The organism is Bacillus cereus group sp. BfR-BA-01523 (genome assembly GCF_022662615.1).
GTDB classification, from domain to species: Bacteria; Bacillota; Bacilli; order Bacillales; family Bacillaceae_G; genus Bacillus_A; species Bacillus_A mycoides.
In genome coordinates this window covers 535,426-554,996 of record NZ_JAKUDX010000001.1, presented here as the reverse complement: position 1 = coordinate 554,996, position 19,571 = coordinate 535,426, and the positions used below count along the sequence as shown (strand labels likewise).

Genomic DNA, 19,571 nt, shown 5'->3' with positions numbered 1-19,571 from the left:
GACGGGAATATTCCTCTTTGGTTATAATCGATTCAACAGGAAAATAATATTAGTGATGATATTGATGTGTTATAACCGGAGACCATCACTTAACGAGGTGAGTGATATGTCGGGGAAAATTCCGGGCGTGAATATGACGACGTTGAGCGCTTTATCTGAACCGAATCGTATGAATATCGTTGAACTCTTGCGTGACGGTCCCTTAACCGTTGGGGAAATCGCCAAACATTTGGGATTAAGGCAACCACAAACTTCGAAACATTTAAAAGTGTTAAGCGATACAGGGATTGTGGAAGTGCAGGCTGAAGCTAATCGCCGGATTTACAAGCTCCGACCTGAGCCTTTCCAAGCACTTGATTGTTGGGTGCAGTCATTTAAGCGTGTGATGGAAGAGAGATTCGATAATTTAGATGAGTATTTGAAGGAATTGCAAAACAAGGAAAAGTCATAAAATCAGTTCATATTTAAGGAGGAATTAAAATGTCAAATAATACAATGGTATCGAGAGTAGAGAACGATCGGGTATTAGTACTGGAGCGCGTTTTCGATGCGCCGCGCGATTTAGTATTCAGTATGTTTAAAGAACCAGAGCATTTGAAACATTGGTGGGGACCAAGAGGTTGGGAAATTCCAGCATGCACTGTCGACTTCCGTCCGGGAGGCGTTTGGCACTACTGTATGAAGTGTGTCAATCAGAACTTGGAGCAATTTTTTGGTATGGAATCATGGGGAAAAGCAGTCTATAAAGAGATTATTGAGCCAGAGAAAATCGTCTACACTGATTACTTTTCAGATGCTGAAGGCAATGTAAATGATTCTATGCCGTCAACCGAGATGACATTGGAATTCATTGATTTAGGTGGAAAGACAAAGCTAATAAACCGTGCTGAATATGTTTCCGAAGAAGCCCTTAAGACCGTTATGGACATGGGCATGCTACAAGGTATCACCGAAACTTGGGATCGTTTGAACGAGCGATTGGATTCGCTGAAATAGATTTTTGTACCGCAACTTTATTTTCGGTGATAATTAGGTGTAAGTGTATGGAGTTTAATAAAAATTGTTTATAAAGGAGCGTTAAAATAAATGATTAATAATGTTGGTCAAATCATGTTATATGTGAATAACCAAGATGAAGTGAAGGAATTCTGGACAGAAAAAGTAGGATTTATTGTAATTTCAGAGGAAGATAACGGTCAAGGAATGCGATGGATTGAAATTGCTCCAACTAAAGAAGCTGAAACAAGTATTATTCTCCATAATAAGGAGCTAATTGCTAAAATGCAGCCGGAGTTAAATCTTGGTACACCTTCTTTAATGTTCTTCTCAAAAGAATTCGATAATTTATATAGTGATTTAGTAAACAAAAAAGTTACAGTCGGAGAAATTGTAAATATGCCTTCAGGTAGAATATTTAATTTTGCAGATAGCGAAAATAATTATTTTGCAGTAATGGAAAAGAAGTAAATTTCAATTCAATTTATGAGTGCGATGCTTGAACAAAAGGCATCGCACTTTTTATTTTAAAGATATATTTTATTCTTTGATATAAAAATAATTTTATGTTCTCATATAAGGATATAACGGTGGTAGAGTGTGATATAGTTACAACAAAGGGGGCTTACAAATGGAAATTATTCACGAAAGAGCAAAGTTACGGTTAATGGATAGCAATGATGTCGAAAAAATGTTTTCAATCGTGGAAGGAAATCGAGATATTTGGGCGTATTTAATCTCTAAAATGGATACTGTTCAAGATATGCAGCAATATGTTCAAAAGGCGATAAAAGCTTATGGGGCAGGGAAGGATTTGCCATTTGTTGTTGTTGATCAAAAGACAAATGAAATAGTAGGGAGTACACGCTTATATAACATTTCAGTTGAAGATAAGACGGTGGAATTAGGGAAAACGTGGTATGACCCAAGTGTGCAACGTACGAGTATGAATACGGAATGTAAGTACATGTTATTACAATATGCTTTTGAAAAGTTGCATATGCGGAGAGTACAAATTAAGACGGATGCACGAAATGAAAAAGCACAAAGAGCAATTGAAAGCCTCGGCGCAGTAAAAGAGGGTGTACTTAGAAACGAAAGAAAATTGCCGAGTGGACATGTTAGAGATGCAGTTGTATACAGTGTAATTGCAAATGAATGGCCAGCTGTAAAGGAAAGGTTATTAGAAAAATTAGAGTCATATAAAGAAAAACGATAATTCATATTAAGAAAGGTGTATTGATCGTCAAGATGAAAAATATACCTTTTTTCTTACAAAATAGTTACTTCTTTTGTTTCATCATTCCATTATGATAAAAAATTCGTTACAATGTAGTTGTATGGTAATAAACTTATAAATTATACAAATGTAATGAAAACCGCAAACGAAAAATGAATTGATAATCCTCAATTTTAAATGAAAACCCTTTAATGCATATATATGATAAGAAAAATTCCTTCTTTTAAACAAATTCAAACAAAATGATTTGATATATACGTTTTTATATAGAAGTATGGATGATGTACGGAGGCAGTTATAAATGAAAGAAAATAAGAAAAGTAAGAAAAGAAGAATCTTGCAAGTATTCTTGCTTATGATTTGTTCTATTATTTTATATGTAAGTTATGCAGCTTACGATATTTGGAGTTATCGCTTTAAAACAGATGATGGTGTGAAGACAGATGCTGGTATCGTGCTGGGAGCAGCTTCATGGAACGGAAAACCATCTCCTGTATTTAAAGAAAGAATTAATCATGCAATTTCCTTATATAAGAACGGTAATATTAAAAAGATTATTTTCACAGGTGGTACAAAGTTTGAGGCAGAGCTTGAGGAAGCGCGTACTGCTAGAGTGTATGCACTGAAACATGGTGTGAAAGAAGAGGATATTCTAATTGAAACAAAATCCCTTTTCACAGAGGACAATTTAAAGAATGCAAAGCAAGTTGGAATAGAGAACGGAATACGCACATATACGATTGTGAGTGATCCACTTCATATGAAACGTGCAATGAAAATTGCAAAACATATTAAAATTGAAGCGTATGCATCACCAACTCCAACGTCAGCGTATAAAACGTTAGATACAGAAATCCCTTTCTTTTTTAAAGAATTATGCTCGTATATTGGATATGTAACCTCTTTGCCATTAAAGGCATTGAAAGGGGATTAATATAAGAAAAGAACCTATCTTTTTTATAGGAACTTTTCTTATTGTTCAAAAGCATTGTATTTTTATCGGAATAGTGAAACAATAGAGAAGTAACTTCATATAATCATAATGACAAAATGAACGGTTTATGAATCGGACATAAAGGAGATTATGTATGGCACTCTCATTTGTTGAAACAGAAGAACAATCTTTAGTTATTGAACAAATAAATAAATTGATTCCGAAGTTCATGGAAAGGGAGCATCAACTAAGTGAATTAGGATCATTTCCGTATGAAAATATTAATAATTTGAAAGATATCGGATATACGAAATTAACGTTGCCAAAAGAATTGGGAGGCAATGCGATTTCTTTATATGACTTCGTTTTATTTCAAGAGAAAATAGCAGAAGGCTGCGGTGCTACCGCATTATCGATTGGATGGCACCTTGGCATTGTAAAGGAATTAGCTGAAAATCGTTCTTGGAATGAGGAAATGTTCACTTGGTTTTGTGAAGAAATACGTAATGGTGCGCTTTTTAATCGAGCAGCGACAGAGCCGAATACAGGTAGTCCTACGCGCGGCGGGAAACCAGAGACGTTAGCTGTCAAAAAAGGTGAGAAGTGGATTATAAATGGAAGAAAAACGTTTACGACAATGGCACCAGTACTTGATTATTTTATCATTTCAGCAAGTATTGAAGGCCAGGAAGATATCGGAGAGTTTGTCATTCCAAAGAATACGCAAGGCGTGACAATTGAAGAAACGTGGGATAGCATCGCAATGCGAGGAACTGCGAGCCATGATCTCGTTTTACAAAATGTAGAGATACCAGATCGCTTTTTCACTGATATAAAGGGTTCGAAAGTTAAAGCTAAGGGTATTGGCTGGTTGCTACATATACCAGCATGTTATTTAGGAATTGCACAATCAGCAAGAAATTATGCAGTTCAGTTTGCGGGATCATACAAGCCAAATAGTTTAAATCATTCTATAAGTTTATTACCGAATGTTAGAAGGTTAGTTGGAGAATTAGAACTTGAGCTTATGCAAGCTCGTGTCTTTTTATATCAAATTGCGAAAAAATACGATGAGGCAGAAGATAAATTATCATTGCAAGCTGAACTAGCAGCTGCAAAATATGTTGTCACGAACGCGGCAATATCTATTGTAGATAAAGCAATGCGCATCGTAGGCGCGAAAAGTTTATCAGAAAAAAATCCGCTTCATCGTTATTACTTAAACGTCAGAGCAGGACTACACAATCCGCCGATGGATGATGCAACACTATCTATGCTGGCGGATGCGGCGTTTCGGTCGTAATGAAGAAATATAAAGTCTGTTCCGTTCAGGAACAGGCTTTTCGTTGTCGGTGAATCAGTATTCTATGTTGAATCGTTGATATATTTAGAGTTGTGATAGATATATTTAAAAAATCGTTGATATAATTCCATGTATTATGTCATTGTTAAAAGAAGAGGGAATTCTCGTTTTACAAATTAAAAAGGCTATCCTTTTGGTAAGAGGATCGCCTTTTTAATTTGTTCTATTGTGGCTGCACTTCAAGATTCATACTACTTTCAGAACCGTCTTGATTATGTGCAAATAATGAATACTCACCTGGTAAAGGATTGGCGATGAGTGAACGTAAAGGAAAGGATTCACTTTCATTTGGCTGTAACGTGTGTTTGACTAAACGATCTTCTTTGAATTTAATTGAATAGGTAAAACTGTTTGTACTAGTATTTTTAATTGTAATATGTAAGTCACCTTGGCCACTAAAGTCAAAGCCTGTACCAGTATCGCCTCTGAATACAGTTGAGTTATTAAATGAAGATGAACGAAAGGTTTGAGTTTCTTCTTTATTGCTTGATGAAAGGGTAATCGTTTCTGTTTCTATACTTGAAGTTGAGGAATCTAGTTTTGTATTTTGTTTTGTTAATAAAGTAATCGCGCAAAGTGATGCAATTACAATAAATGAACTAGAGATAACGAACCGTTTTTTTGTAAGAATCATATATTTCTTTCCTTTTATAAGGATATAAGAATTTATAATTTTAAGGGAAACATAACATATATGATATTTATTATCAATTCAATAAATCTTTCTTTTCATTCTTCTTTTTATAGTTTTATAGTGGAATGCTATGTTTCTTATTTCACCTACTGTATAATAAGAAAAAAGTACGAAAAGAGGTTATCTCATGCTAGAGGTTATTGCAACTTGTTTAGAAGATGTGAAGCGAATTGAAAAGGCTGGTGGAAATCGAATTGAACTCATTTCATCATATACAGAAGGTGGTTTAACACCGAGCTATGCTTTTATAAAAAAAGCAGTAGATGCAGTGCGAATACCAGTTCATGTTATGATTCGTCCGCATGCGAAGTCTTTTACATATACGGAAGAAGAAATTGAAATGATGAAAGAAGATATTGTAGTTGCTCAAAATCTTGGAGCTGCTGGTGTTGTATTAGGTGTATTAAACGTACAAAATGAAGTTGATGAAGAGAAATTAGCAGATATATTATCTGTTGTGGATGGAATAAATGTAACGTATCATCGTGCGATAGATGATACAGAAAATCCAGTAGAAGCGATGAAAGCTTTGAAAAAATTCAATAAAGTTACTCACGTGTTAACTTCAGGCGGACAAGGAAATGTAGTAGATAATATTCCGGTGCTTCGAGAGATGCAGAAGGAAAGTGAAGGGAATATACAGCTTGTTGTCGGAAGTGGAGTAACGAAAGAGAATGTAAAGCAATTGCTAGATGAAACTGGAATTTCTCAAGCTCATGTCGGTACAGCGGTAAGAGAAGGGAAATCATGTTTTTCTGAAATTGATCCTAATTTAGTACAAGAATTAGTTCAAATAATAAAATAAACACTTAAGAAAGAGGAGAAACGATGAAGGAAAATACGAAGAAAGAATTATTCTCATGGGCTAAAACGATAGGATTTACCCTTGTATTAATCGCTATTATTCGCGGTGTTTTATTTACACCTTCATTAGTACAAGGGGAATCGATGATGCCCACTTTAGAAAATAACGAACGAGTTCTCGTGAATAAGATTGGTTATAGTATAAGTGGATTAGACCGTTTTGACGTTATCGTCTTCCACGGAAAAGAAGGGTACGATTTAGTAAAACGAGTAATTGGTTTACCGGGTGATACAGTTGAGTATAAAGATGATGTTTTATATGTAAACGGAAAAGCGATGGAAGAACCGTATTTAAAAGAATTTAAAGAAAAGGCGTCTGGTCGTGTATTAACTCCTGATTTTACGTTAGAACAAATCACAGGGAAAACGAAAGTGCCAGAAGGCCAAGTGTTTGTTTTAGGAGATAATCGTGAAGTTTCTAAAGACGGTCGTATGTTTGGATTTATTTCAGAAGATGAAATTGTCGGAAAAGGACAAGCTGTTTTCTGGCCGTTGAAACAAGTGAGAGCGTTATAAAGTAAAGCGAAAGTATGGGAGAAATATTCTTCCATACTTTTTTTGTTTGTAAAAAAAATATTGATAGAATTGAAAGAATATTTTATAATTTTAAATTATATGTTCGTTTCGAAAAATGGAATTGAAGTTCCGAAATTCGGAACAAGAAGGGGATAGGATGAGTATAAATAAAACGGCAGTTAAGACAATGGATATTTTAGAGTTGTTTTATGAGCATGAGGAGCTAAGTTTAACAGAGATGGTTCAGCTTACGAATATGCCGAAAACATCTGTTTATCGTTTAATTGGCTCGTTAGAAGAAATGGACTTTTTACAAAAAACAGAAAAGGGCAAGTATCGTCTCGGAGTCGTTTTTTTACGATTTGGTCAACTTGTTTCACAAAGGTTATCCGTAAGAAATATTGCGATTCCTTATATGAAAGAGCTTAGGGATAGTTTAGGACAAGCAGTAAATTTAATTATTCAAGATGGTAATGACGCAATTTACGTTGAGAAGATGGAAGGAGTTCAGCCGGTACGCGTTTATACGGCGGTTGGAAGAAGAGCACCTCTTTATGCGGGTGCATGTCCGAGAATTTTACTATCGTATTTTTCTGAGGAAGAGAAAAGAAAGTACGTAGAGGAAACGGATTTAAAGCAGTTTGCAGATGGAACAATCGTGAATAAGGAGCATTTACTAGAAGTGTTACATATGGCAAAACAAGCTGGATATACAATTAGTTATTCTGAATTAGAAAATCATACAGCGGCTATAGCAGCTCCAATTTTTGCAAGTGATGGAACGGTTGTAGCCGGCATTAGTATTTCGGGATTAGCAATTGAGTATAGCGAAAGTAACATTGCGTATTTTACTGCGAAAGTGAAAGAAACAGCGAATCGCATTTCGAAAGAACTCGGCTTTTTGGCATAGAAAGAGGGAGTGGGATGAAATTTTCTGCGTTAGGGGATCAAGCAATTATTGTTACATTTGGTGAAGAAATTGGGATGGATATATATGAAAAAGTGCAACGGTTATTTCAAGCGCTGAGGCGGCATCCATTTGCAGGAATGGTTGAATGCGTTCCGTCGTTTACTTCATTAGCGGTTTACTACAATTTGTACGAAGTATGGAAGGAAAATGATAGAAATATAAGACCGTATGATTATGTTTGCCAGTATATACGGGAGCTGTGTGATTCATATAAAGAAGAAGTGAACCGAGATGTGAAACATATTTCTATACCAGTGTGTTACGGGGGAGAGTATGGACCTGATTTAGAAGAGGTTGCGCATTATCAAGGCTTACAAGTAGAGGATGTTATTCGAATACATAGTGAAACAACATATTTCGTGTACATGTTAGGCTTTACGCCTGGCTTCCCTTATTTAGGGGGATTATCAAAAGAACTAGAAACACCTAGAAAAGAAACACCACGGTTACAAATCGCTCCTGGTTCAGTAGGGATTGGCGGAAATCAAACGGGTATTTATCCGCTTGAAACACCAGGAGGCTGGAATATTATCGGCCGAACACCTATTTCTCTATTTAATCCAAAAGAAGAAACACCAACATATATTCAAAGTGGTATGTATTTACGATTTATACCAATAACAAAGGAAGAGTACGTATCGCTTGAGGGGGCTAAAGAATGGATGTAGAGATTTTGCATGCAGGAATGTTTACAACAGTCCAAGATTTAGGGCGATTTCATTATCAACAATACGGTGTACCTGTTGGCGGTGCTATGGATAAAAGTGCGCTCAGGATGATTAATATGTTAGTAGGTAATGAGGAGAATGAGGCTGGACTCGAAATTACAATAATGGGACCTAAATTGTTAATAAAGAAAACGACTTTGCTTGCGATTGGCGGTGCGGATATGGAACCGTTATTAAATGGAGAACGCATTCCATTATGGCGCCCTATATTAGCTGAAGAAGGAAGCATGCTTTGCCTCGGAAAAGCGAAAAGCGGTTGCAGAGCATATGTGACTTTTGCGGGCGGTATAAATATTGATCATACGATGGGAAGTAAAAGTACTTACATACGTGCTGCTCTTGGCGGTATTGAAGGGAGAATGCTGAAAAAAGGAGATTATTTTCAAATTGGTACAGGGGCAGAAGTTGCAAGCCGTTTCATTCAAAATTTACAAGAAGAAAAGCGTATAAAAACGAAGTGGGCAATTTGTAACAATGCTTTACCAAAATATAAGAAGCATCCTATTCTTCGCGTCATAACAGACTTTGAATATGATCAATTTACAGAAGAAAGTATAAAGTCGTTTTTTTCGAAAGAGTATAAAGTGTCCAATTATGCTGATCGCATGGGATATAGGCTTGACGGAGATGTTTTAAATAGAGTTGAAGAGATAGAAATTTTATCGAGCCCAGTTACATTCGGAACAATTCAAGTACCAAATGGTGGACAGCCTATTATATTAATGGCGGATAGACAAACGACAGGTGGTTATCCGAGAATTGGAAATGTAATTTCAGTAGATTTACCTCTTCTAGCGCAGCTGAAACCAGGAGACTATGTAACTTTTGAAAAAATAACTATGGAAGAAGCTGCACAATTGTATATAGAACAGGAAACAAGTATGAGTCTATTAAAGAAATTCATCGCTTTACGAAGCTGAGATTAGGAGGAAAACATCGTGACTACGATCGATTTAAACTGTGATTTAGGAGAAAGTTTTGGAGCTTATAAAATGGGGAATGATGATGAAATTCTTCCGTTCGTTTCCTCTATAAACGTTGCTTGTGGTTTTCATGCTGGTGATCCGTCCGTTATGAGGCAAACGGTTGAAAAAGCCCTGCAGCAAAATGTAGCAATAGGGGCACACCCTGGATTTCCTGATTTAATTGGATTTGGAAGAAGGAACATGCATGTTTCAGCAAGTGAAGTATACGATTATGTTTTATATCAAATTGGCGCATTAGAAGGATTTGTTAAAGCTGCTGGAGGGAAAATGCAACATGTAAAACCGCACGGTGCCTTATATAATATGGCGGCAACTGATTCGGAAATTGCGGATGCAATCGCAAAGGCAATTTATCATATTAACCCTGGACTATTACTTTACGGATTAGCGAATAGTGAGGCATTTATAAGGGCAACAGAAAAATATAATATAACTCTCGTACAAGAAGCTTTTGCTGATCGCACGTATAAGCAGGATGGAACTTTAACGAACCGTACAGAAGAAAATGCTCTTATAAAAAATGAAGATGAAGCAATAAAACAAGTACTTCAAATGGTGAAAGAAGGGTATGTAGAATCGGTTAATGGGGGGAAAGTAGCAGTTCAAGCGCAAACGATATGTTTACACGGGGACGGAGAGAAAGCAGTCCAATTTGCGGAAAAAATATACAGAACATTCGAACTTAATGGTATTTCTATATGCGCACCAAATAAAGTGAAACTTTAATTAGCGGGATTAAAAATGAGAGGAAGTGTTAAAATTGGTGAAATTAATTGGGATTTTACTTGTTGCGGTTGGGTTTTTATTTAGGCTAAATACACTGTTAGTAGTTATGGTTGCGGGTATTGTTACTGGTATGGTTTCAGGCTTAAGTTTTTATGATGTAATTAGCATGTTCGGTAAATTTTTCATAGAAAACAGATATATGTCTATGCCAATCATATTAACTTTACCGGTAATCGGAATTTTAGAGCGTTATGGTTTAAAAGAAAGAGCGGAAGCACTTATAACGAAATCAAAAGGAGCAACAACTGGAAGAGTATTAATGTCATATTTTACGATAAGAGAATCATCAGCAGCACTTGGACTAAATATTGGTGGTCATGCGCAAACGGTAAGACCGCTTGTTGCGCCGATGGCAGAAGGGGCTGCGCAAGGTAAATACGGTAAACTCCCTGAAAAATTGAGAGAAAAGATTAAAGCAAATGCAGCAGCTGCGGAAAATACAGCTTGGTTTTTCGGAGAAGATATTTTCATCGCAACTGGAGCCATTTTATTAATGAAAGGATTCTTCGATTCAGTAGGTATGCATGTCGGTGTATGGGATATGGCGCTTTGGGGAATTCCAACTGCGATATCTGCCCTTATTGTGAGCTGGATCAGGTTTAGAAGGTTTGATAAGTATATAGAGAAAACAATGAAAGCAGAAGAAAAACAAGAGAAGGAGGCTATATAAGATGAACATCATAACAATGGATATAATTTATTATGTATTAGGTATAATCGTTGCATTTATCGCTGTTCGTATTGCATTTGATCGTGAGCATCCAAACCGATTCGGTTCTAGTTTATTTTGGGCATTGTTTGCAGTTACATTTTTATTCGGAAATGTAATCCCTTCGTTTTATGTTGGCTGTATTGTGCTTGTTATGGTTGTTTTGGCTTCATTAAATAAAGTAACAAAATCCGAGGAGAAAGAAGTACCAGTGCAAGAACGTGTGAAACATGCTGAGAAATTAAAGAATAAAATTTTCATGCCTGCACTATTAATTCCTATTTTTACGATAATCGGTACGTTAACGTTAGGGAAAATCAAATGGGGAAATGTCGCACTTGTTGATCCAGATAAAGTGACATTAGTTGCATTAGCGTTAGGAGCATTACTCGCATTCATTGCGGCGATGCGTATTACGAAATCCAAAATAACAACGCCTGTTCAAGAAGGAAGTAGGTTATTACAAGCTGTTGGTTGGGCAGTTATTTTACCACAAATGTTAGCGGCACTTGGCGGTATTTTCGCGAAGTCTGGCGTTGGACAAGTTGTTTCTGATTTAGTCGGACAAGTGTTACCGACAGAGTATCCATTCGTTGCTGTTATGGCATATTGTTTAGGAATGATGCTATTTACAGTCGTAATGGGGAATGCATTCGCAGCGTTTGCAGTAATCACTGGTGGAATCGGCTTACCTTTAATTGTGCAAATGCACGGAGGAAACCCAGCAATTATGGCAGCACTAGGTATGTTTGCAGGATATTGCGGAACATTGATTACTCCAATGGCGGCAAACTTTAATATCGTTCCGGCAATGCTTTTAGAATTGAAAGATAAGAATGCTGTTATTAAGGCACAAGTACCAATTGCTCTTTCCATTTTCATTATAAATATGTTTATCATGTACGGTCTTGTATATCGTTTCTAATTAGGAGGATAAAACTATGAAAACAGTATTAGTAACAGGATTTGATCCGTTTGGAGGAGAAAGCATCAACCCGGCTTGGGAAGTCGCAAAAAGTTTACATGAAAAAACAATCGGAGAGTACAAGATTATTAGTAAACAAGTTCCAACCGTATTTCATAAATCAATAAGCGTATTAAAAGAGTATATAGAAGAGTTGTCGCCTGAAATGATTATATGTATTGGACAAGCTGGGGGCAGACCAGATATTACGATAGAGCGTGTAGCAATTAATATTGATGATGCAAGAATTGCTGATAATGAAGGGAATCAGCCGGTGGATATGCCGGTTGTAGAAGAAGGCCCTATTGCGTATTGGTCTACACTTCCGATGAAAGCAATCGTGAAAAAACTTCGCGAAGAAGGTATACCGTCATCTGTTTCACAAACTGCAGGTACATTCGTTTGTAATCATTTATTCTATGGTCTCATGCACGAACTAGAAAAACATGATAAGAAAATAAAAGGCGGATTTATTCATATTCCGTTCTTACCAGAGCAAGCGAGCAACTATCCAGGTCAACCGAGTATGTCACTTTCTACTATTAGTAAAGGTATAGAATTGGCAATTGAGGTAGCGATGGAAGTTGAGGTGGATATTGTGGAAATTGGGGGTACGACGCATTAAATAATAGTAGATTAAAGAGGGCTGATGCAGCCCTCTTTGTGTGTTTGTATTTTGTAATTGAAGATGCAGTATAGAATATAAAGGGAAAGGTTGCAATGGGAGTATTCTAACAAATATGGAATTGTTCCAAATAAAAGGGAACTTTTTAAATAGTTTCTTAATGATGTAGAATTTTCGTCTATATGAATGGATAAAAAGTTAAGTGCTGATAAACTCAAAGACATACAAAGTAATGATTTTAAAATGGTGTGATAAAAATATCACACCATTTTTATGTAAAACAAACAGAGTGAATTTTTTCCATTAGTAAAGTATAACTGGGTAAGAGATAATCATCAGAATTGTTAATTGTACTATGATTTTTCAAAACTGATAAATTTAAATATAAGTACGGTAAGAATGCAATATTTATCTAACTTTTACAAAAAAGAGTAACCCGTTTGGCTACTCTTCACATAGAAACTTGTATTTGTTCATTTCAATAAGAGACCGTTATTGAAGTCCCTTCATGAAATTTTGGATTTTTGATGATAATGTAAACAGCAGGATGCTAACTAAAATGGAGATAGCACCAATAATACCAAAGTAAATTGCTTCTGTTGCAGGATTATACAGTTTAACAACTTGGGCATTTATTGCTTGCGCAGACGCAGTTGATAAGAACCATAAGCTCATGGTTTGCGAAGAGAAAGCAGCTGGAGCCAGCTTCGTCGTTATTGATAACCCTGAAGGAGATAAACAAACTTCTCCAATTACAATTAAAAAGAAGCTAAGGACTAACCACATAGGATTCACTAAAGAGTGAGTACCGTTGATTAAAGCCGGAATAATCATAACTAAGAATGATAAACCTGCAAATAGCAATCCAATAGCGAATTTTTTTGCCGTTGAAGGCTGCTTCTTGCCTAACTTTATCCAAACCCATGCAAAAATCGGGGCAAGCGTTACGATAAAGATTGGACTTAATGATTGGAACCAAGCGGAATGCAATGTAATTCCATTGAACTGTAATTGAGTTCGTTGATCCGCGTATGTCGCTAAGATAATAGCACCTTGTTCTTGTATAGACCAAAATATTGTAGCTGCAATAAAGAGTGGTATATACGCAAGAAGACGAGATTGCTCTACTTTTGTTGTTTTAGGACTACGATACATATAAATGAAATAATAGGTTGGAATAACAATCCCTAAGATACTAATCAGGAATGTAAAACGATTTATAGTTAACAACCCAGTTGGAATTGTAACCACACCTAGCAATGTTAATACAACTAGACCAACACTGAAATACTTAATAGTCTTTTTTCTTTCCGAATCTGATAATGGATTAGGTACTTGCGTACCGACTAGACCAAGGTTTTTCTGTTTTGTTCCAACAAATACCCCTAACCCAATTGCCATACCAATTGCCGCAACTCCAAAACCAAGGTGGAAATTATATTGCTGACCTAATGTTCCGACAACTAAAGGTGCAAGTAAGGCACCTAAGTTAATACCCATGTAGAATATACTGAACCCTGAGTCACGACGCGCATCTGTTTCACTGTATAAACTTCCTACGATGTTCGATATGTTAGGCTTTAACAACCCTGTTCCTAGAACTAAGAAGACCATAGAGATAAATAACGCACTTTTACTACCCGGTAAAGCTAAAATAAGGTGGCCAATCATAATTAAAACGCCACCAAAGAATACGGTTTTACTTGGACCAAATAAACGATCCGATATCCATCCACCGATAATACTAGACATGAACAGTAAGGAACCGTAAATTGCCATTATCGAGGTTGCGGTAGATTGTTCAATTCCTAATCCACCTTTTGCGACTGAATAGTACATATAATACAGTAAAATAGCTCTCATTCCGTAATGAGAAAACCTTTCCCAAAACTCAGTGAAGAATAAAGAGAATAATCCTTTTGGATGCCCAAAAAATCCTGTTTGAGGAATACTTTGAACAAGTTCGTTTTTTTCTTTCATAATGTTAATATTACCCCTTGTTAATTTTTTATATTATACAAGTATAACTTAAGAGGCTCCCAGTAGTCCATAACTATCTAAGCCCATCGATGAAGAAAAGCAGCCTTCTGGCTGCTTTCTAAATGAATTGAAAAATCGTCATTTGCTCATTAGACACACCTTTCACTGAATCTACCTCTAAACAACCCAGAATTGATTGTGAGAGTGCTTTAGCTACTAAGAATGCTACGTATATTGTTGACTTAATTGAACAGTAGTTATCTTTGAAACTTTAATTACACCCAAAAAAGTTGGGGGTTAATTCATGCAATGAAGTAAGTAAAATGAATTGTACAACACCTACTGTAAACAACTGGTATAATAAGTATAGGAATATACATAGAGGTGATTTTTGTGCAATATGAGGAAGTACGTTCGATATTAGAAAAAGCAAAGAAAATTACAGTGTTAACAGGTGCTGGTGCAAGCACAGAAAGTGGAATCCCTGATTTTCGTTCAGCAAATGGATTATATGCTGATGCGAATGTAGAGATGTATTTGTCGAGAGGCTATTACAATAGAAATCCGAAAGAGTTTTGGAAGCATTATAAAGAAATCTTTCAAATTAATACGTTTCATCAATATAAACCAAATCTTGGGCATCGCTTTTTAGCGGAGCTAGAAGAACAAGGGAAAGACATAACGATTTTAACGCAAAATATTGATGGTTTGCATCAAGTAGGTGGTAGTAAACATGTAATTGATTTACATGGAACACTTCAAACTGCACATTGTCCGAAGTGTAAAACGGGATATGATTTACAATATATGATTGATCATGAAGTACCGCGTTGCGGGAAGTGTAATTTCATTCTAAACCCAGATGTTGTTTTATACGGAGATACACTGCCTCAATATCAAAATGCAATAAAACGTTTATATGAAACAGATGTACTTCTCGTAATGGGAACGTCACTCAAAGTACAGCCTGTCGCTTCATTCCCAGAAATCGCAAAGAGAGAAATAGGCGCAACAACAATTTTAGTAAATGAAGAGTTAACAGGGCAAGAATACAATTTTGATTTTGTTTTTCAAAATAAGATTGGTGAATTTGCCAAAGGGTTATCTTCGATTAAATAAGTTTTTGTTTTCGTAAAGAAACTGAGGTGAATGATGTCCACCTCAGTTTTTTTGTATGAATTATATTCATGTTATTGCGTATAAGGGGAATGGTAATAAATAGGATGATAAAATCAAAAACTGAAAATTAAATCTTTTATTTCTTTTGTAATTAATATAAAATTCTATATATAGCATATAAATAAATTTAACGTGTTATCCGAAAGAAGTCTCCTTCCTCAAGCGTGTGAAGGACGATAGCAAAGCGGTAGGTGGGAGATGAATTGCGGTTTGGTGTAGCCAAAAAAATGGTTTTCCTATTTATCCCGCATTAACGGGCAGTAAGACTCCCACCTCAAAATTCGGCGAATGCGAGGAATTTAGGTGGGACAACTGCCCATAAAAGCCCGATTGGTGAAGGCTAATAATCAATGGGGATGGAACCCCCACTGATTAAAGTTTCCCTTTATTTCGGCTCTGATATAATCAGTTTTATAAGAGGCGAAATTTGGTATAACAATGAAAGTAAATAATAATCGTGTAGTGTTCAGGTTGTGTGATCACCGTCATGGCTTATGGAAAATGAAGGCGAAAGGTGAGATAAACTGATATGACAAAGCATAATAAGGCGTACAAATTTCGTCTGTATCCAACAGAAGAACAAGCAAATCTGATACGTAAAACGTTCGGATGTGTACGCTTTGTGTATAATAAAATGCTGGCTGAACGGAAAGAAGTATACGAAACGTACAAAGAGAACAAGGAAGAACTAAAGAAACAAAAATTCCCTACTCCTGCGAAATATAAAGCAGAGTATGAATGGTTGAAAGAAGTTGATTCGTTAGCACTGGCCAACGCTCAACTAAACTTGCAAACTGCTTATAAGAATTTTTTTAGTGGTCAAAGTGATTTTCCTACATTCAAAAGTAGAAAGAGTAGAAAATCCTATACAACGAATCGAGTAAACGGAAATATTATGTTGTTTCATGGTTATATTAAATTACCGAAACTGAAATTAGTGCGACTGAAGCAACATAGAGAGATACCGCAAAACCATATCATTAAATCATGCACGATTTCGATGACACCAACCGGTAAGTATTATGTGTCTGTTTTGACTGAATATGAAAAGGAAATTGTTCAAAAAGAAGTAGAAAGTGTAGTTGGATTAGACTTCGCAATGGCTGAATTGTATGTGAGTAGCGAAGATGAGAAAGCCAATTATCCTCGCTTTTATCGTCAGATGCTAGGCAGATTAGCAAAGGCACAACGTGTATTAGCAAGACGTGTGAAAGATTCAGAGCGTTGGAATAAACAACGGATCCGTGTAGCGGAGTTGTATGAAAAGGTCGCTAATCAGCGTAAGAATTTCCTTCATCATAAGTCTAAAGAATTGGCTACGAATTTTGACGTTGTAGCAATAGAAGACTTACATATGAAAGGAATGTCGCGTGCCCTTCGCTTTGGTAAAAGTGCCCTTGATAACGGTTGGGGGATGTTCACGACATTTTTAGCATATAAGCTACAAGAACAAGGAAAACAGCTTGTAAAAATAGATAAATGGTTTCCTTCTACAAAGATGTGTAGTAATTGCGGAAACAAAAAAGAAATGTCATTATCTGAACGGACGTATGAGTGTTCATGTGGACTAACAATAAATCGTGACTATAACGCAGCTATCAATATCAAAAAGGAAGCCATACGATTATTAGCGTTGATATAAGTCGTAAGAAATAACCTTTGGAACAAGGGAGTTAGCTCGGCTGTCCTAAGACAAATTCGTTAGCTATCAAAAGTAACGATGAACCGAGAAGCCCCCACTTCAAGTAAGCTCGTAAGAGATACTAAGTGGTGGGTAGTTCACTACATAATGGTTCATGCACAGAAATGTTAATAGAATGAAGCGAGGGAGCAAAATGAGACAGAAAAAGGAGAAACAGAAACAGTCGAAAAAGAAAAAGACTCATATTCCATTTCGGTTAAATGTACTATTTTTTATCGTTTTTCTTTTATTTTCAGCTATTATTATTCAATTAGGTAAAGTACAAATCATCGACGGAGAAACGTATCGAAATGAAGTGAATAAAAAGGAAGATGTAACGGTGAGTACTCCAGTTCCGAGAGGGAAGATGTTTGACCGGGAAGGGAAAGTTATTGTAAATAATAAACCGTTACGAACTGTTACATATACGAAGATGAAAGGAGTGGACTCAAAAGAGGTTTTAATAGTGGCAAGAAATTTAGCAAAGCTAATTGAAATGCCGCAAGAAGATATGGACAAGTTAACAGAGACAGATAAAAAAGATTTTTGGATGCAGTTAAATGAAAAACGTGCAGCAACAAAAGTAACGAAAGAAGATGAGAGTAAATTTAGGAAACAGGAAATAGAAGGGAAAGACTTAGATAAGAAAGTAGAAGAGTTGAGACGAGAAAGAATTACACAAGAAGAATTAAACGAGCTTTCGAAAGAGGATATAGAAGTACTAGCAATTAAAAGCAAAATGAATGCGGGATATAAAATGACGCCACAAATCGTCAAAAAAGATGTAAGTCAAAATGAATATGCAGTAGTGAGTGAAGGATTATCGAGCTTGCCAGGCGTAGATACGACTGTGGATTGGGAGCGCGAATATCCAAATGACAAAATACTACGTTCTGTACTTGGTAGTGTTTCTACTGAGAATGAGGGATTACCAAGGGAGCAATTAGACTATTATTTAGTGCGAGATTATAACCGAAATGATCGTATTGGTAAGAGTTACATCGAAAAACAATACGAAGATGTGTTACATGGAACGAAAGAACAGTCTAAAAATATTACGGATAAAGCTGGAAATATTATTCGGACTGAAAAAGTGACAAAAGGAAAAAGTGGAAATAATTTAATGTTAACAGTTGATATGGATTTACAGAAAAAGGTGGAGGAAAGTCTTGAAAGGAATTTAAGGGCATTTCATTCTTCTGAACCGATGATGGATCGTGCATTCGTCGTTATGATGAATCCGAAAAATGGTCAAATTCTATCATTAGCAGGAAAGAAAATTGTAAATAAAGATGGCGGGATGCAAATAGAAGACTACGCTTTAGGAACGATGATAAGTTCTTACGAGTTAGGATCAACGGTGAAAGGAGCTACGGTATTAGCGGGATATCAAACAGAAGCTATTAAGCCATATACGCATTTCTTTGATGCACCAATGTACTTTAAAGGAAGTTCGAAGCCGAAGAAATCGTGGAAAGACTTTGGAGATATTGATGATTTAAGAGCATTGCAAGTTTCATCCAATGTCTACATGTTTAATACGGCGTTAAAGATTGCGGGGATTGATTATGTACCAAACAATCCGTTAGATATTAGGCAAGAAACATTCAATAAAATGCGCTATTACTTTAGACAATTTGGTTTAGGTGTACCAACCGGTATTGACCTTCCAAATGAATCGATTGGTCAAATGGGTAGAACAGATAATATACCTGGTTTTTTACTTGACTATGCCATTGGACAATATGATACATATACGCCGCTTCAGCTTGCGCAATATATGTCAACGATTGCAAATGGTGGTTACCGAATGAAACCACAAATTGTACAAGAAATTAGAGAGCAACCGAATAGACCAGAGGAAGTCGGAAAAGTTATGCAATCGATGGAACCAGTCGTGTTAAATCGAGTGGATATGGATCTTTCATATATAAATCATGTGAAAGAAGGCTTTAGAAGAGTTTTCCAAGAGGTAGATGGGACCGGTGCTGGAACTTTTAAAGGATTACCTTATAAACCAGCTGGGAAAACAGGAACAGCAGAGACAGTGTACGGTGGAGAAAGTGATATTGGAAGAGATGAAAACAACTATCGAAAAAAATGTTATAATTTAACTCTCGCCGGTTATGCGCCATACGATGCTGATCCGGAAGTTGCTTTTTCTGTTGTTGTGCCATGGGTAAATAATGATAAATCAGGTATTAATTCTGCAATTGGTAAAGAGGTTTTGGATGCATATTTTGATTTGAAAACGCAGAGATCGGGTGTAAGTCCAGTCCCAGTAACACAATAGCCGAGTAAGGCACAGTAAAAAATTCAAATTGTAGTATATCACTGCGCAAATGAACAGGTGCAG

At 36.2% G+C, this 19,571-nt stretch carries 20 protein-coding genes; 18 read left to right on the top strand and 2 right to left on the bottom strand.

What is annotated here, in order from left to right; translation table 11 throughout:
* The first annotated feature begins 106 nt into the window (after window positions 1-106).
* The 6 genes from MR066_RS02905 to MR066_RS02880 all read left to right on the top strand — a co-directional run bounded on the left by MR066_RS02905 (window position 107) and on the right by MR066_RS02880 (window position 4,473).
* Window positions 107-451: an ArsR/SmtB family transcription factor gene (locus tag MR066_RS02905; RefSeq protein ID WP_242245930.1), complete on the top strand. Its 345-nt coding sequence runs from the start codon at window positions 107-109 to the stop codon at window positions 449-451.
* A 29-nt stretch (window positions 452-480) separates the two neighbouring features.
* Complete coding sequence (locus MR066_RS02900; protein ID WP_242245929.1) at window positions 481-996, top strand: SRPBCC domain-containing protein; 516 nt, start codon at window positions 481-483, stop codon at window positions 994-996.
* A 90-nt stretch (window positions 997-1,086) separates the two neighbouring features.
* Window positions 1,087-1,467, top strand: a complete 381-nt coding sequence (locus MR066_RS02895; RefSeq protein WP_242245928.1) for a VOC family protein — start codon at window positions 1,087-1,089, stop codon at window positions 1,465-1,467.
* Between the two features lie 160 nt (window positions 1,468-1,627).
* Entirely contained in the window at window positions 1,628-2,215 is a 588-nt protein-coding gene (locus tag MR066_RS02890; RefSeq protein WP_242245927.1) for a GNAT family N-acetyltransferase, read from the top strand.
* Window positions 2,216-2,537: 322 nt separating this feature from the next.
* Window positions 2,538-3,170 carry a YdcF family protein gene (locus MR066_RS02885; protein WP_002033016.1) on the top strand — a complete coding sequence of 211 codons (633 nt, stop codon included), beginning with the start codon at window positions 2,538-2,540 and terminating at the stop codon, window positions 3,168-3,170.
* 154 nt (window positions 3,171-3,324) lie between these two features.
* Window positions 3,325-4,473 carry an acyl-CoA dehydrogenase family protein gene (locus MR066_RS02880; protein ID WP_242245923.1) on the top strand — a complete coding sequence of 383 codons (1,149 nt, stop codon included), beginning with the start codon at window positions 3,325-3,327 and terminating at the stop codon, window positions 4,471-4,473.
* 223 nt (window positions 4,474-4,696) lie between these two features.
* Here MR066_RS02880 and MR066_RS02875 read toward each other — a convergent pair whose 3' ends face one another.
* Window positions 4,697-5,167 carry a hypothetical protein gene (locus tag MR066_RS02875; protein ID WP_088039689.1) on the bottom strand — a complete coding sequence of 157 codons (471 nt, stop codon included), beginning with the start codon at window positions 5,165-5,167 and terminating at the stop codon, window positions 4,697-4,699.
* Between the two features lie 187 nt (window positions 5,168-5,354).
* Between MR066_RS02875 and MR066_RS02870 the strand changes: the two genes are divergently transcribed.
* From MR066_RS02870 to pcp, 9 genes are all read left to right on the top strand, one after another.
* Window positions 5,355-6,032: a copper homeostasis protein CutC gene (locus MR066_RS02870; protein ID WP_242245921.1), complete on the top strand. Its 678-nt coding sequence runs from the start codon at window positions 5,355-5,357 to the stop codon at window positions 6,030-6,032.
* A gap of 23 nt (window positions 6,033-6,055) precedes the next feature.
* The gene (gene lepB / locus MR066_RS02865; protein WP_002013664.1) at window positions 6,056-6,607 is read left to right on the top strand and encodes a signal peptidase I; all 552 of its coding nucleotides are present in this window, start codon (window positions 6,056-6,058) and stop codon (window positions 6,605-6,607) included.
* A gap of 157 nt (window positions 6,608-6,764) precedes the next feature.
* The gene (locus MR066_RS02860) at window positions 6,765-7,517 is read left to right on the top strand and encodes an IclR family transcriptional regulator (RefSeq protein ID WP_000026353.1); all 753 of its coding nucleotides are present in this window, start codon (window positions 6,765-6,767) and stop codon (window positions 7,515-7,517) included.
* Window positions 7,518-7,531: 14 nt separating this feature from the next.
* On the top strand, window positions 7,532-8,245 hold the full coding sequence (gene pxpB / locus MR066_RS02855; protein ID WP_242245920.1) for a 5-oxoprolinase subunit PxpB: 714 nt from the start codon (window positions 7,532-7,534) through the stop codon (window positions 8,243-8,245).
* Complete coding sequence (locus MR066_RS02850; protein WP_201034010.1) at window positions 8,236-9,225, top strand: 5-oxoprolinase subunit C family protein; 990 nt, start codon at window positions 8,236-8,238, stop codon at window positions 9,223-9,225. The genes pxpB and MR066_RS02850 overlap by 10 nt, the downstream gene beginning before the upstream one ends.
* Window positions 9,226-9,243: 18 nt before the next feature.
* Entirely contained in the window at window positions 9,244-10,017 is a 774-nt protein-coding gene (gene pxpA, locus MR066_RS02845) for a 5-oxoprolinase subunit PxpA (RefSeq protein WP_242245919.1), read from the top strand.
* Window positions 10,018-10,051: 34 nt separating this feature from the next.
* Window positions 10,052-10,747: a DUF969 domain-containing protein gene (locus MR066_RS02840; RefSeq protein ID WP_002142352.1), complete on the top strand. Its 696-nt coding sequence runs from the start codon at window positions 10,052-10,054 to the stop codon at window positions 10,745-10,747.
* A 1-nt stretch (window position 10,748) separates the two neighbouring features.
* The gene (locus MR066_RS02835) at window positions 10,749-11,711 is read left to right on the top strand and encodes a DUF979 domain-containing protein (RefSeq protein ID WP_242245918.1); all 963 of its coding nucleotides are present in this window, start codon (window positions 10,749-10,751) and stop codon (window positions 11,709-11,711) included.
* A gap of 16 nt (window positions 11,712-11,727) precedes the next feature.
* Complete coding sequence (pcp, locus tag MR066_RS02830) at window positions 11,728-12,375, top strand: pyroglutamyl-peptidase I (protein ID WP_242245915.1); 648 nt, start codon at window positions 11,728-11,730, stop codon at window positions 12,373-12,375.
* A gap of 492 nt (window positions 12,376-12,867) precedes the next feature.
* Here the strand turns inward: pcp and MR066_RS02825 are convergent, their stop codons facing one another.
* Complete coding sequence (locus tag MR066_RS02825; protein ID WP_016101120.1) at window positions 12,868-14,355, bottom strand: peptide MFS transporter; 1,488 nt, start codon at window positions 14,353-14,355, stop codon at window positions 12,868-12,870.
* 393 nt (window positions 14,356-14,748) lie between these two features.
* On the opposite strand from MR066_RS02825, the gene MR066_RS02820 reads away from it, so the two are divergent.
* From MR066_RS02820 to MR066_RS02810, 3 genes are all read left to right on the top strand, one after another.
* A complete protein-coding gene (locus MR066_RS02820) occupies window positions 14,749-15,474 on the top strand; it encodes an NAD-dependent protein deacylase (RefSeq protein ID WP_133059819.1) in 726 nt (241 codons plus the stop codon).
* Window positions 15,475-16,063: 589 nt separating this feature from the next.
* Window positions 16,064-17,176 (top strand): transposase, encoded by a 1,113-nt coding sequence (locus MR066_RS02815; protein ID WP_242245914.1) that lies wholly within the window; start codon window positions 16,064-16,066, stop codon window positions 17,174-17,176.
* Window positions 17,177-17,351: 175 nt separating this feature from the next.
* Complete coding sequence (locus MR066_RS02810; RefSeq protein WP_176280910.1) at window positions 17,352-19,508, top strand: peptidoglycan D,D-transpeptidase FtsI family protein; 2,157 nt, start codon at window positions 17,352-17,354, stop codon at window positions 19,506-19,508.
* The last annotated feature ends 63 nt before the right edge of the window (window positions 19,509-19,571 follow it).